14 protein-coding genes are annotated in these 13,941 nt (G+C 64.3%); 13 read left to right on the top strand and 1 reads right to left on the bottom strand.

Going from position 1 to position 13,941, the window contains the following annotated elements; translation table 11 throughout:
* The first annotated feature begins 27 nt into the window (after positions 1–27).
* Both mmsA and mmsB read left to right on the top strand, forming a co-directional pair.
* Positions 28–1,605, top strand: coding sequence for a multiple monosaccharide ABC transporter ATP-binding protein (gene mmsA, locus KUF59_RS28390; protein WP_212455497.1), 1,578 nt, complete (start codon positions 28–30; stop codon positions 1,603–1,605).
* On the top strand, positions 1,602–2,792 hold the full coding sequence (gene mmsB, locus KUF59_RS28385) for a multiple monosaccharide ABC transporter permease (RefSeq protein ID WP_212455496.1): 1,191 nt from the start codon (positions 1,602–1,604) through the stop codon (positions 2,790–2,792). The genes mmsA and mmsB overlap by 4 nt, the downstream gene beginning before the upstream one ends.
* 173 nt (positions 2,793–2,965) lie before the next feature.
* On the opposite strand, the gene KUF59_RS28380 is transcribed toward mmsB, so the two are convergent.
* Entirely contained in the window at positions 2,966–3,121 is a 156-nt protein-coding gene (locus KUF59_RS28380; RefSeq protein WP_212455495.1) for a hypothetical protein, read from the bottom strand.
* A gap of 173 nt (positions 3,122–3,294) precedes the next feature.
* On the opposite strand from KUF59_RS28380, the gene KUF59_RS28375 reads away from it, so the two are divergent.
* The 11 genes from KUF59_RS28375 to KUF59_RS28325 all read left to right on the top strand — a co-directional run bounded on the left by KUF59_RS28375 (position 3,295) and on the right by KUF59_RS28325 (position 13,933).
* Entirely contained in the window at positions 3,295–3,870 is a 576-nt protein-coding gene (locus tag KUF59_RS28375; RefSeq protein ID WP_212455494.1) for a cytochrome c oxidase subunit 3 family protein, read from the top strand.
* The gene (locus tag KUF59_RS28370) at positions 3,870–4,127 is read left to right on the top strand and encodes a cytochrome C oxidase subunit IV family protein (RefSeq protein WP_249139971.1); all 258 of its coding nucleotides are present in this window, start codon (positions 3,870–3,872) and stop codon (positions 4,125–4,127) included. Before KUF59_RS28375 ends, KUF59_RS28370 begins: the two co-directional genes overlap by 1 nt.
* A 115-nt stretch (positions 4,128–4,242) precedes the next feature.
* Positions 4,243–4,695 carry a c-type cytochrome gene (locus KUF59_RS28365; protein WP_212455492.1) on the top strand — a complete coding sequence of 151 codons (453 nt, stop codon included), beginning with the start codon at positions 4,243–4,245 and terminating at the stop codon, positions 4,693–4,695.
* A 36-nt stretch (positions 4,696–4,731) separates the two neighbouring features.
* Positions 4,732–6,078, top strand: a complete 1,347-nt coding sequence (locus KUF59_RS28360; protein WP_212455491.1) for a cbb3-type cytochrome c oxidase subunit I — start codon at positions 4,732–4,734, stop codon at positions 6,076–6,078.
* 64 nt (positions 6,079–6,142) lie between these two features.
* The gene (locus KUF59_RS28355) at positions 6,143–6,955 is read left to right on the top strand and encodes a CbbQ/NirQ/NorQ/GpvN family protein (protein WP_212455490.1); all 813 of its coding nucleotides are present in this window, start codon (positions 6,143–6,145) and stop codon (positions 6,953–6,955) included.
* Between the two features lie 8 nt (positions 6,956–6,963).
* On the top strand, positions 6,964–8,889 hold the full coding sequence (locus KUF59_RS28350) for a nitric oxide reductase activation protein NorD (protein ID WP_212455489.1): 1,926 nt from the start codon (positions 6,964–6,966) through the stop codon (positions 8,887–8,889).
* Between the two features lie 72 nt (positions 8,890–8,961).
* Positions 8,962–9,627 (top strand): HAD family hydrolase, encoded by a 666-nt coding sequence (locus KUF59_RS28345; protein ID WP_212455488.1) that lies wholly within the window; start codon positions 8,962–8,964, stop codon positions 9,625–9,627.
* Positions 9,628–9,635: 8 nt separating this feature from the next.
* Positions 9,636–10,589, top strand: coding sequence for a sugar-binding transcriptional regulator (locus tag KUF59_RS28340; RefSeq protein WP_212455487.1), 954 nt, complete (start codon positions 9,636–9,638; stop codon positions 10,587–10,589).
* A gap of 300 nt (positions 10,590–10,889) precedes the next feature.
* Positions 10,890–12,143, top strand: coding sequence for an ABC transporter substrate-binding protein (locus KUF59_RS28335; RefSeq protein ID WP_249140012.1), 1,254 nt, complete (start codon positions 10,890–10,892; stop codon positions 12,141–12,143).
* An 83-nt stretch (positions 12,144–12,226) separates the two neighbouring features.
* Positions 12,227–13,099 carry a carbohydrate ABC transporter permease gene (locus tag KUF59_RS28330; protein ID WP_212455485.1) on the top strand — a complete coding sequence of 291 codons (873 nt, stop codon included), beginning with the start codon at positions 12,227–12,229 and terminating at the stop codon, positions 13,097–13,099.
* A gap of 3 nt (positions 13,100–13,102) precedes the next feature.
* On the top strand, positions 13,103–13,933 hold the full coding sequence (locus KUF59_RS28325) for a carbohydrate ABC transporter permease (RefSeq protein ID WP_212455484.1): 831 nt from the start codon (positions 13,103–13,105) through the stop codon (positions 13,931–13,933).
* Positions 13,934–13,941 lie beyond the last annotated feature (8 nt).

The raw sequence follows: 13,941 nt of genomic DNA, 5'->3' as shown, positions 1-13,941 counted from the left end.
GGTGAGTTAACAGACGGGACAACCACGATGACCGCAATGCTGGAGATGCGCGGCGTCAGCAAGAGCTTTGCAGGTGTGCAGGCGTTGCGCGACGTCAATTTCTCCGTTCAGGCCGGCCAGATCCACGCCCTCGTAGGCGAGAACGGCGCCGGAAAATCCACCCTGATGAAGGTGTTGAGCGGGGTCTATCCGCACGGCAGCTACGAGGGAACGATCGTCTTTGAGGGCGAGGAGCGGCACTTCCGCGACATCAACGATTCCGAGGCGCTCGGCATCATCATCATCCACCAGGAGCTGGCGCTGATCCCGCTGATGTCGATCGCGGAGAATATTTTCCTCTCGCATCCGCCGTCGCAGCTCGGTGTCATCGACCGTGACGAGGTCTACCGGCGCACGCGGGAGCTTCTGGCCCAGGTGGGTCTGAGGGAGTCGCCGGACACGCTGATCACCGATCTCGGCGTCGGCAAGCAGCAACTGGTCGAGATTGCGAAGGCGCTGTCCAAGCGGGTGCGGATGCTGATCCTGGACGAGCCCACCGCCAGCCTGAACGAAGCCGACAGCGCAGCGCTGCTCGAGCGCCTGATGGCATTCCGGGAGCAGGGTATCGGCTCGATCCTGATATCCCACAAGTTGAACGAGGTCGCCCGCGTCGCCGATCACATCACCGTGCTGCGCGACGGCCGCACCGTTGACGGTATCGATTGCCGGTCCGAGCCCGTGCAGGAAGACCGCATCATCCGCAGCATGGTCAACCGCGATCTCGCCCATCGCTTTCCGGAGCGCAGTGCCAAGGTCAGCGAGCCGGTCCTCGCGGTCGAGAATTGGTCGGTCTTTCACCCGATCCACCCTGAGCGGCAGGTCATCAAGAATGTCAGCTTCAATGTGCGACGCGGCGAAGTGGTCGGCATTGCCGGGTTGATGGGCGCCGGCCGCACCGAATTCGCCATGAGCCTGTTCGGGCAGTCCTGGGGATACAACATCAGCGGTCGGATCAGGCTGGAAGGGCATGAGGTGCACCTGCCCAACGTCGCCGCGGCGATCGACGCGGGCCTCGCTTACGTGACCGAGGATCGCAAACAACTTGGGCTGATCCTAGCCGACGACGTCCGCAAGAACATCACGCTGTCGAGCCTCGACCAGGTCGCACCGCGCATGGTGATCGACGACATCGCCGAGCTGAAGGTGGCAAGCGATTACCGGAACCGGATGCGGATCCGCTGCTCCGACGTCTATCAGGAGACCGGCCAGCTCTCCGGCGGCAACCAGCAGAAGGTGGTGCTGTCGAAATGGCTGATGACCGATCCAAAGGTCCTGATCCTGGACGAGCCGACGCGGGGCATCGACGTCGGTGCGAAATACGAGATTTACTGTATCATCAACGAACTGGCCGAGGCCGGCCGGGGTGTCGTGGTGATCTCGTCGGAGATGCCGGAGCTGCTTGGCATCTGCGACCGCATCTGCGTGATGAACGACGGTGCCTTTGTCGGCGAGTTCAAGGGTAGCGAAGCGACGCAGGAGAAGATCATGCGCGCCATCATGCGCAACGACAGAAATTTTACGAACGGCGTGCCTGAGGCCGCGGAGATGGGAGGATCGCAGCCATGACCGACAAGACGGTTTCGCTGCCCGAGGAGCGCCGGCATACGGGCTTCATCAAGAACAATTTGCGCAATTACGGCATGCTGCTGTCGCTGATCGCGATCATGCTGTTCTTCCAGGTCGTCACCAACGGCACGCTGCTGCAGCCGCTCAATCTGACGAACCTGGTGCTGCAGAACAGCTATATCGTCATCATGGCGCTCGGCATGCTGCTGGTGATCGTTACCGGTCATATCGACCTGTCGGTCGGCTCGGTCGCCGGCTTTGTCGGCGCGGTCGCGGCGCTTCTGATGGTGACGTACAAGGTCGACTACACGGTCGCCTTCCTTGCCTGCCTCGTGCTTGGCGCCGCCATCGGCGCGGCACAGGGCTATTGGGTGGCCTATTTCGGCATCCCCTCGTTCATCGTGACGCTGGCCGGCATGCTCGTGTTCAAGGGACTTGCGCTGGCGGTGCTGCAGGGACAGTCGCTCGGGCCGTTTCCGGCGACCTTCCAAAAGCTGTCGTCGGGCTTCATTCCGGAGTTCCTGCCTGAGGCCGGCACGCTGCATCCGACCTCCATGGTGATTGGCGCGGTGCTGGCGCTAGGGATGGTCTATGCCAGCGCCAAGAGCCGCTCGCGCGAGCTGGCGCACGGCATCGAGGCCGAGCCCTACGCGTTCTTCTTGGGCAAGAGCGTGCTGCTCGCCTGCGCCGTGCTCTACTTCACCTATCTGATCGCCTCGCATCGCGGCCTGCCGAACGTGCTCGTCATCATGACCGCGCTGATCGCGCTCTATGGCTTCGTCACGCGGCGGACCGTCGTCGGACGGCAGATCTATGCGGTCGGCGGCAACGCCAAGGCGGCAAAGCTGTCCGGCATCAAGACGGAGCGGCTGACCTTCCTCACCTTCGTCAACATGGGCGTGCTGGCGGCGCTTGCCGGCCTCGTTTTCGCCGCGCGCCTCAACACAGCGACGCCGAAGGCGGGCCTCGGCTTCGAGCTCGACGTCATCGCGGCCTGCTTCATCGGCGGCGCCTCGGCCTATGGCGGTGTCGGGCGCGTCGGCGGCGCCGTGGTCGGCGCCATGATCATGGGTGTGATGAACAACGGCATGTCGATCCTTGGCATCGGCATAGACTACCAGCAGGTGATCAAGGGGCTGGTGCTGCTCGGTGCCGTCTGCATCGACGTGTATAACCAGAGAAGGTAGCCCCATCGACGGTGCCGTAGGGTGGATTAGCCCCGCGGTTGCGCGAAGCGCAATCCGCCCGGCGTAACCCACCTCTTCGGTTTCCGCATCGGCAGAAGTGGTGGGTTACGCCCAGCGAACTGCGCTTCGCGCAGTCGCAAGGCTAACCCACCCTACGATTCCGTCGTCATTCGCTAGTGCGTCGTGAACAGCACCATCGCAATCGCGACGGAGAGGCTGACTGCGGAAACGGTCGCCGTCGTCGACAGCACGCCCATCCTCCTGAGCGCCGCAGCGAACAGGATGATGATGGGGGTTGCGGTCATCAGGCCGATTTGCGCATCGCTCATGGTGTGGTTCGCCGGTCCAGGGAACTTCGATTGCCATGTGTAGCGCTGACGACCTCGGCCGACATTGCGCGGGCACAAACCTAAGTCATCGATTCGTCCGTGTTTGTCCGGCGACAAAGCCGGATCTCGGCAAGGGGGATAGCAGTCGGCCGACGTCTTGAAACGGAGACCAGATGGCGGCGACCGACTACGACCGGCAGGAGACCGGCTGGGGCATTTTGGAAGACCTGCCCGGTGATCCCATGATCTGGGTGCTCATCTTCAGTGAGCTCGCCGTGTTCGGTCTCTGCCTCGGCGCGTTCTCCATCGCCCGCGCGATTCATCCCGTGATGTTTGCGTCGGGGCAGGCCGCGCTCGATTCCCATCTTGCTGGGATCAACACCGTCGTCCTGGTGACCAGCGGCTGGCTTGCTGCCCGCGGCACGCGCGCTGCGCGTGCCGGCGAACGGCCGGTCTCGCGCCGCTGGCTCTGTGGCGCTATGGTGCTGGGCGCCGCGTTCGTGGCGATCAAGCTTTTCGAATATGCCGGAGAAATCGGCCAGGGGATCGGGCTGGAGACCAGCCCGTTCTTCACCCTGTACTTCCTTTTGACCGGCTTTCACCTTCTGCACGTCTGTCTCGGCATCATCATTCTGGCCGTGGTCATCAGGCGTGCCGAAGCGATTGGCGTCGAAACGGGAACCGCGTTCTGGCACATGGTCGATCTGGTCTGGATCGTCATGTTTCCGATTCTTTACCTGGTGCGGTGATGGCGCGTCTCGATGCGACATGGCTGCTGCTGATCGGCCTCGCGGTCGCAACCGTCGTGTTTCCCCCGCTTCTGCCGCGCGCGCTGCTTGCCAACGGAGTGCTGTTGGCCTTCGCCGCCGTCAAGGGCCGCAAAATCGTGCTCGACTACCTCGATTTGCGTGCCGCGCCCGCGCCCTGGCGCGGATTGGTGAGCGCGTGGGTCCTTGTCGTCGTGCTGGTCGCCTGGCTCGCCTCGGCTGCGATCGCCCTGATCTGATCGACGCCGGACCATCGTCGCGCTGATTGCGCGCGCACAAATAGCCGCCTGGCGAAGCGCGGTAAAAACAGCCTGACCGCACTTCGCGACCAGCATCACACGGAAAGGATTGGCAATGGCTGAACGCCTGACCAAGTCGGCGGCTCGAAACGTCTTCTACGGCGGGTCGGCCTTTTTCTTCGCCATCTTCATCGGGCTGACGGCGCACAGCCACTACTACATGACGACGAGTTCGACGGATACGACCACGCTGACGTCGTCCGTCGCGCGAGGCAAGCACGTCTGGGAAAAGCACTCCTGCATCAACTGCCACACACTGCTGGGCGAGGGCGCCTATTTCGCGCCTGAAGTCGGCAACGTCTGGGATCGCTGGGGCGGCAACGAGGATCCGGCGGGGGCCCGCGAGACGCTGAAAGCCTGGATGCAGGCGCAGCCATCCGGCGCGCCCGGCCGCCGGCAGATGCCGCAGTTCAACCTCAACGACCAGGAACTCAACGATCTCGCCGACTTCCTGCAATGGGTGAGCACCATCAAGCGCCAGGAATGGCCGCCGAACAAGGCGGGCTGACCGCGAGCACAATCCCTCAAGACAGAGAGCCTCTCGATGAAATATCAGACCCAGAAAGTCGCGATGCTGTATTTCTACGGCGCGCTGACGCTGTTCCTGGCCCAGGTCACGTTCGGCCTCGTTGCCGGGACCATCTACGTTCTTCCCAACACGCTGTCCGTCATTCTGCCGTTCAACATCGTCAGGATGATCCACACCAACGCGCTGATCGTGTGGTCGCTGATCGGCTTCATGGGCGCGACCTACTATCTTCTGCCGGAAGAGACCGAGACCGAGCTGTTCAGCCCGCTGCTCGCAAAAGTCCAGTTCTGGATGTTTTTTGGCGCGGCGGGTGCGGCCGTGGTGGGCTATCTCTTCCACTATCACGAGGGCCGCGAATTCCTCGAGCAGCCCTTCATCATCAAGGTCGGCATCGTCGTCGTCTGCCTGATGTTCCTGTTCAACGTGACGATGACCGCGCTGAAGGGCCGCAAGACCACGGTCACCAACATCCTTCTGTTCGGCCTGTGGGGCGTTGCGATCTTCTTCCTGTTCGCCTTCTACAACCCGGCCAACCTCGCGGTGGACAAGATGTACTGGTGGTACGTGGTGCATCTCTGGGTCGAGGGCGTCTGGGAGCTGATCATGGCCTCCGTGCTCGCCTTCCTGATGATCAAGCTCAACGGCATCGACCGCGAGGTGGTCGAGAAATGGCTCTACGTCATCATCGGCCTCGCGCTGTTCTCGGGGATTCTCGGCACCGGCCACCACTTCTACTGGATCGGCGCGCCCGGCTACTGGCAGTGGATCGGCTCGCTGTTCTCCACCCTCGAGGTCGCGCCCTTCTTCACCATGGTGATCTTCACGGTGCAGATGACCTGGAAGGCCGGACGCAAGCATCCGAACCGCGCAGCCCTGTTGTGGTCGGTCGGCTGCTCGGTGATGGCGTTCCTCGGCGCGGGCGTGTGGGGCTTCCTGCACACGCTGTCCTCGGTGAACTACTACACCCACGGCACGCAGGTCACCGCAGCACATGGCCATCTCGCCTTCTTCGGCGCCTATGTGATGTTGAACCTCGCGGTGATGGCTTATGCGGTGCCTGAGCTCAAGCAGCGCGCGCCCTACAACCAGTGGCTCAGCATGGCAAGCTTCTGGATCATGTGCACGGCCATGATGGTGATGACCTTTGCGCTGACCTTTGCCGGCGTGGTCCAGGTTCATCTCCAGCGTGTGCTCGGCCAGGGCTACATGGACGTGCAGGACCAGCTCGCCATGTTCTACTGGGTCCGGCTCGGCTCGGGCGTGTTCGTGGTGATCTCGGCCCTGATGTTCGCCTACGCGGTGCTGGTGCCCGGACGCGAGAGGCAGGCCGCCATTCCCGCCGCGCTTCAGCCTGCCGAATGAGAAGTGAAGCGGCGGCCGCAGCATCTGCGGCCGCCGCTCGCTGCAACGTCACGGAGAGATAGCAATGAAATCCGCGCTTCACGCCATCGCACCCGCCGCGCCGGAACTTCCGGCCTATGTCCCAAGCGGCAACGAATGTGCGCTGTTCGAGCACGCCTGGCGGCGGCGCCTGCCGGTCCTGCTCAAGGGGCCGACGGGCTGCGGCAAGACGCGCTTCGTCGCCCACATGGCGGCGCGGCTGGCACTGCCGCTGCACACCGTCGCCTGTCACGACGATCTCACCGCGGCCGATCTCACCGGCCGCTATTTGCTGAGGGGCGGCGACACGGTATGGGCCGACGGTCCGCTGACACGGGCGGTGCGGGAGGGCGGCATCTGCTATCTCGACGAGGTGGTGGAAGCGCGCAAGGACGTCACGGTGGTGCTGCATCCGCTCACCGACGATCGCCGCATCCTGCCGCTGGAACGCACCGGCGAGGAGCTCGCTGCGCCCGCGGGCTTCATGCTGGTGGTGTCGTATAATCCCGGCTACCAGACCCTGCTGAAGGCGTTGAAACCTTCGACGCGGCAGCGCTTCGTGGCCATCGAGTTCGGCTTCCTGCCGCCCGAGCAGGAAGTCGCCGTGGTTGCCGCCGAGAGTGGGCTTGCCCCCGATCGCGTGCGGCCGCTGGTGCAGCTCGGCGGCCGCCTGCGGAGTCTCAAGGGCCACGATCTGGAGGAGGGCGTCTCGACGCGGCTCCTGGTTTACTGTGCGACGCTGATCGCGGCCGGCGCCTCGATTGCCGACGCCGTTCTTGCGGCCATGATCGAGCCGCTGACCGATGATGCGGACGTCAAGGCGGCCCTGCTCGAAGTTGCGCGCGCCGTGATCGGGTGAGGGCTGTCATGCTCGACTTCCTCGAGCTGGAGGAGACCGTCGGACGCACCTGGCATCGGCTGGTCGGGGGCACCGCGAGCTATCCGGTTCATGCCGATCACGCGGTGACGCTCGCCGAGATCCGGGCCCGGATCGCCGTGATGTTCCGCGCCCTCGGCGGCGAGGCGGGCGTCCAGATCGCGAGCGTCAGCGCTCGCCGATCCGGGCATCGGCTCGGATGGCGACAGCGCATCGGGCTCGGCGACGAGCGCCTCGAGCAGCCAGGCCGGGACGCCGCAACCGTGTTTCTGCCTGATAGCATCGCGATCTTTCCCGACCGCGCGCTGAATGCGGCACTCTATCGCTGGCTCGCGGCGTGGTTCGCGAGCGCGCCGGTTGAGGCGATCGCGGAGACCGACCCGCTGCGGCGCGACCTTCTGATGTTGCGCCGGGCGAGCGAGACCGCGGTCTGGGTGCTCATGCAATTTCCGGGTCTCGCCAGGGACTATGCGCAGCTTGCCGCCGCAACCGCCGAAGCCCGGCCGCGCCGGCCGCTGCCGCGCGTCGAACAGGAGGTCGAGCAGGTCGTTCTCGCCTTGCTCGGCGCGGGGCGGGCGCCCAAGAGTCAGTTAGGCAGCCAGTTGTGGCCGGCGATGATGGGGACGGGGCCGCTGCCGGCAAAGGCGCCGCCGGGATATCGCTCCATCCTGCCGTGTCCGCTGTGGGGCGATTGCTGGATACGCGATCTCTCCCGGACGCATGCAAACGACGACGAGGCGGCGCAGGATGCCGGGTCGGCGGCCTCGGACGAGCGCAAGCGTTTTGCGGTCCGCGAGCGCAGCGATGACGCCAGCCGCAGAGATCCCTTCGTGCTCAACCGCTTCGAAAAGATCTTGGCCATGGCCGAGATGGTCAACGTCGATCGTCCCTCCGACGATACCGAGGATGAGGACGCGCGGAAGGCGGCCGACGATCTCGAAGAGATTGCGATCGGCCAGCGGAAAGGCAGGCCTGCGACAAAACTCAAATTCGATCTCGACCTGCCGCCGGAGGCGATCGAGGCGTCACGGCTCGACGCCGGCCTCACCTATCCCGAGTGGGACTATCGCAGCGGCTGCTATCTGCCCGATCATTGTCGCGTGCTGGCGAGCGAAGCGTCCGAGACCGGCGAGAGCTGGACGCCGGACGAGGCCACGCGGCGCCACATCCGCCAGGTGCGGCGGCACTTCGAGGTGCTGCGGCCGCGGCACGAATTGATGCGCGCGCAGGCCGACGGCCACGATCTCGATCTCGACGCGCTGGTGCGTGCGCGCTGCGATCTGCGCGCTGGCGGTTATGGTTCGGATCGCGTCCATGTGGCGATGCGGCCTCAAGGCCACGACCTCGCCGTCACGCTCCTGGTCGACGTCTCGCTCTCGACCGACGCCTGGGTCGACGGCTACCGCGTGCTCGACGTCGAGAAGGAGGCGCTGCTGGTGCTGGCCAATGGGCTCGCAGCCTGCGGCGATCACCACAGTATCGTGACCTTCACCTCGCGCCGCCGCTCCTGGGTGCGGCTCGAGACGGTCAAGGCGTTCGGCGAGGCGATGAGCGCGACGGTCGAACGCCGCATCGGCGCGCTGAGGCCCGGCTATTACACCCGCATCGGCGCGGCGGTGCGCCACGCCGCCGCCGAGCTCGCCCGCCAGCCGCAGCGCAAGAAGCTGCTGCTCGTTCTCACCGACGGCAAGCCGAATGACGTCGATCATTACGAAGGACGTTTTGCGGTCGAAGACACAAGCAAATCTGTGCAGGAGGCGCGGCGGCTCGGCATCGCCGTGTTCGGCGTCACCGTCGATGCGACGGCGCAATCCTATTTCCCGACCCTGTTCGGGCGCGGCGGCTACGCCATCGTCGGCAACATCCGCCGGTTGCCCGCGGCGCTCCCGGCGATCTACCGGCAAGTGGCGCATTGACGCACGCGCTCGGCGAATGGGTTCCGGTCGTGAGCTATTGCCCATCGGATGGGTATATGATCGAATGTCCGGATGGGCACCGGCCAGCCAAAACCCGACCTCATCATCTTCGACTGCGACGGCGTGCTCGTGGATAGCGAACTGTTGAGCTGCCGGTGCCTGTCGGACACCTTGTCCGAGTTCGGCTTCGATCTCACGCCAGAGCAGGCGCTCGAACTGTTTTTGGGTCGCAGCACCGCCGCGATCGCGCAGCACTATGGCAAGCTTGGACGTACCGTGCCTGACGCCTTCTGGCCGCAGTTGAAATCGCGCGTGCTCACGACGTTCGAGGGCTCGCTGAAGCCGATCCCGGATATCGGCGACGTGGTCTCCAGTCTGCCGGCGCCGTTCTGCGTGGCCTCGTCGAGCGACATCGACCGTGTCTCGCTGTCCCTGAAGGTGACCGGCCTTGCGCCGTATTTCGGCGACCGGTTGTACACGGCGCAGATGGTCAAGCACGGCAAGCCGGCGCCGGACCTCTTCCTCCACGCCGCCGAGAAGATGGGCACGCCGCCTGAGCGGACGCTGGTGATCGAGGACAGCGTCAGCGGGGTGCAGGCGGCCAAGGCCGCCGGCATGACGGTGTGGGGATTTGTCGGCGGCAGCCATTACCTTGCGCGTGACGGCCGCGCTATATTGTCGGCTGCCGGAGCCGATCGGGTCTTCGCGCGCATGACGGATTTTTGGAAGGACGGCTGACGCCAGCCATGGCAGTGATCGAGAACGAAAAGTCGAGGCTCGACGACGCCGCGCGCGCCGGCTGGCTCTATTTCATTGCCGGCCATACCCAGGACGAGATCGCAAAGATGCTCCAGGTCTCGCGTGCATCTGCGCAGCGCCTGGTGTCATTGTGTTTGGCCGAGCGTCTCATCACCTTTCGGCTCGAACACCCCATTGCCGCCTGCATGGAACTGGCCGCACGCCTCAAGGAGCGCTTTGAGCTTCGGCATTGCGAGGTGGTGCCGACGGATCCAGGCGCGCCGCAGGCGATCGCCGGAATCGCCGAGCGCTGCGCCAATTTGCTCGATACGACGCTGCGCTCGGAAACGCCCGTCATCGTCGCGCTCGGCACGGGGCGGGCAGTGCGCGCCGCGGTCGAGCGCGTGACGACGATCGAGCGGCCGAATCACCAGATCGTCTCGCTGGTCGGCAACATCTCCGCCGACGGCTCGGCGAGCTTCTTCGACACGGTGGGGCGGCTCGCCGACCGCACCGGCGCGCGGCACTATCCGATGCCGCTGCCGTTCCTGATGTCGTCGGAGGACGAGCGCAACAAGATGGTCCGCATCGAGCCGATCGCGAAGGTGAAGGCGGTTGCGGCCAAGGCCGATCTCCGCCTCGTCGGCATCGGCCAGATGGACCAGAAGGCGCAGGTGCATGTCGACGGTTTCGTCACCCGCGACGAGCTGTTCGAGATGATGCGTCTCGGCGCCATCGGCGAGATCACCGGCTGGGCCTATGACGCCAAGGGCCGTCTGCTCAAGGGCGGCACCAACAAGCGTCTGACCAGCATTCCGCCGGAAGTGCCGGCGAAAACGACGACGATCGGCGCCGCACTCGGACCGGCCAAGGTGACGGCGATCGCCGCTGCGCTAAACGGGCGGCTGATCAACGGCTTGATCACCGACGAAGCGACCGCGCGCGCGATTTTGGAGCGCTGATCCGGCGCCGCAGCGGCAGGCCGACAGCTTCGTTCTCTTGCACCGCAGCACATCTCTCTGCAGCGCGACTGCAACAAAGTATCAGCTTTTGCACCCAGGGCTCTAGGCGCGTCGACCGTCCCACCCGAAGCTCAAACAGCGGGAAGGTGCGCGCGCCTGCTTGACAATCGGCCTCCCTTGATATGAACATACGCTCAACGCGTGGGCATATGCTCAAAACGCGAATGTAGGGAGGTCACCGTGAAAAAAGTCCTAGGCGCCGTCTGCGGCGCGTCTGCGCTTCTGCTTTCCGTTCCTTCGATGGCCGAGACGACCCTGACGATCGCCACCGTCAACAACGGTGACATGATCCGCATGCAGGGGCTGACGAGTGAGTTCACGGCCAAGAATCCCGATATCACCGTGAAGTGGGTGACGCTGGAGGAGAACGTGCTGCGCCAGCGCGTCACCACCGACATCGCCACCAAAGGCGGCCAGTTCGACGTGCTCACCATCGGTACCTACGAAGTGCCGATCTGGGCCAAGAAGGGCTGGCTGGTGCCGCTCGCCAATCTCGGCGCCGATTACGACGTCGCCGACCTCCTGCCGAAGATCCGCGACGCGGTCTCCGTCGACGGAAAGCTCTATGCGGCGCCGTTCTACGGCGAGAGCTCGATGGTGATGTATCGCACCGACCTGTTCGAGAAGGCCGGCTTGAAGATGCCGGAGAAGCCGACCTGGGACTTCGTGATTGATGCCGCCAAGAAACTCACCGACAAGGCCGGCGGCATCTACGGCATCTGCCTGCGCGGCAAAGCCGGCTGGGGCGAGAACATGGCGTTCCTGACCGCGATGTCCAATTCCTACGGCGCGCGCTGGTTCGACGAGAAGTGGCAGCCGCAATTCAACTCGCCGGAGTGGAAGACGACACTCACGACCTATGTCAACCTGATGAAGGAAGCCGGCCCCCCAGGCGCGAGCTCGAACGGCTTCAACGAGAACCTCGCGTTGTTCAACGCGGGTAAGTGCGGCATGTGGATCGATGCCACGGTCGCAGCGTCCTTCGTCACCAACCCGAAGGAGTCCAAGGTGGCCGACAAGGTCGGTTTTGCGCTCGCGCCGAACACCGGGCTCGGCAAGAACGCGAACTGGCTGTGGGCCTGGAGTCTGGCGATCCCCGCCGGCTCCAAGAAGACCGAGGCGGCTGAGAAGTTCATCGCCTGGGCAACCAGCAAGGACTACACAAAGCTCGTTGCCTCGAAGGAGGGCTGGGCCAACGTGCCGCCGGGCACGCGGACCTCGCTCTACGAGAACCCCGACTATCTGAAGGTCGCGCCCTTCGCCAAGCCGACGCTGGCCTCGATCGACGCGGCCGATCCCAACAAGCCGACCGTGAAGCCGGTGCCTTACGTCGGCGTGCAATATGCGGCGATCCCTGAATTCCAGGGCATCGGCACCCAGGTGGGGCAGCAATTTTCCGCAGCCCTTGCCGGCTCGATGACCGTGGACGCTGCATTGACGGCGGCGCAATCCGCCACCGAGCGCGAGATGAAGCGCGCCGGCTACATCAAGTGATGCCCTCAGCCTCCTGAGAGCCCAACTCGCGGCCATCCAACGAACTGGATGGCCGCCTCTTTCCCACCGATGGAGAGTGAGGGATGGCCACCCAGCAGACGCAAACCCTTGCGCGGTCGCTTCTGACCCCGGCCGTCGCGCTGCTCTTCATCTGGATGATCGTCCCGCTCGCGCTGACGCTCTACTTCTCGACGCTGCACTACAGCCTGCTCGATCCGGGTTCCGAGCAGTTCGTCGGCCTTGAGAATTTTCGCTACTTCCTCACCGATCCGGCGTTCCTCGCCTCGCTCCAAAACACGCTGGTGCTGGTCGGCTCGGTGCTGGCGTTGACCATCTTGCTCGGCATTCCCCTGGCGCTGCTGCTCGACCAGCCCGTGGTCGGCCGCAATATCGTGCGTCTAATGGTGATCGCGCCGTTCTTCGTGATGCCGACGGTGAGCGCGCTGGTCTGGAAGAACCTCTTGATGCACCCGGTGTCCGGCCTGTTCGCCTGGCTTACCAAGCTGTTCGGGCTGACTCCGATCGACTGGTTCAACGACGTGCCAATGTTCGCGATCATCCTGATCGTGGCCTGGCAATGGCTGCCCTTCGCGACCCTGATCCTTCTGACCGCGCTGCAATCGCTCGACGAGGAGCAAAAGGAGGCAGCCGAGATGGACGGCGCCAGCGGGCTCTCCACCTTCATCTACATCACGCTGCCGCATCTGGCGCGCCCCATCACGGTCGTGATCCTGATCGAGACGATCTTCCTGCTGACGGTGTTCGCGGAGATCTTCGTCACCACCGGCGGCGGCCCGGGGCTGCAGACCACCAACATCGCCTTCCTGATCTATTCGCAGGCGCTGATCCAGTTCGACGTGGGCAGCGCATCGGCGGGCGGGCTGGTCGCGGTGGTAATCGCCAACATCGTCGCCTTCTTCCTCGTCCGCATCGTCGGCCGCAACCTGGAGGCTTGAAAAATGGCGCGGATGGCAACGACACGGCGGGTGGCGGTATCGACGGCCGGAGCCTGGCTGGCTGGCTTTCTCATCTTCTTCCCGATCCTCTGGATGATCCTGGCGAGCTTCAAGACCGAGCTCGAGGCCTTCGCCATTCCGCCGTCCTTCCTGTTCTTCCACTGGACCTTGGAAAACTACGCGACCGTGCAGGAGCGCAGCGACTATCTGCACCACGCGATGAACTCGATCATCATCGCCGGCGGCTCGACGCTCATCGCACTGTTGATCGCGATCCCCGCGGCGTGGTCGATGGCGTTCTCGCCGACCAAGCGAACCAAGGACATTCTGCTCTGGATGCTCTCGACCAAGATGATGCCGCCGGTCGGCGTGCTGGTGCCGATCTACCTGATCTACAAGACCTTCGGCCTGCTCGATTCCCGCATCGGTCTCGTCTTCATCCTCTGCCTCGGCAATTTGCCGATCGTGATCTGGATGCTGTTCACCTATTTCAAGGAGATCCCGCGCGACATCCTGGAAGCCGCGCGCATGGACGGCGCTACGATCGGCCGCGAGCTCGTCTATGTGCTGACGCCGATGGCGATCCCGGGACTCGCCTCGACGATGCTCTTGAACCTGATCCTGGCCTGGAACGAGGCATTCTGGACGCTCAATCTGTCGACGCTGCACGCAGCGCCGCTCACCACGTTCATCGCCTCATATTCGAGTCCTGAAGGCCTGTTCTGGGCAAAGCTGTCGGCGGCCTCGACGCTCGCCATCGCGCCCATTCTCGTCCTCGGTTGGTTCAGCCAGAAGCAGCTCGTCCGCGGGCTCACCTTTGGCGCGGTCAAGTAACAAAAGGC

This window comes from Bradyrhizobium arachidis (genome assembly GCF_024758505.1).
Lineage (GTDB): Bacteria > Pseudomonadota > Alphaproteobacteria > Rhizobiales > Xanthobacteraceae > Bradyrhizobium > Bradyrhizobium manausense_C.
The sequence above is the reverse complement of the archived record's forward strand: the minus strand, read 5'-3'. Positions and strand labels throughout refer to the sequence as shown.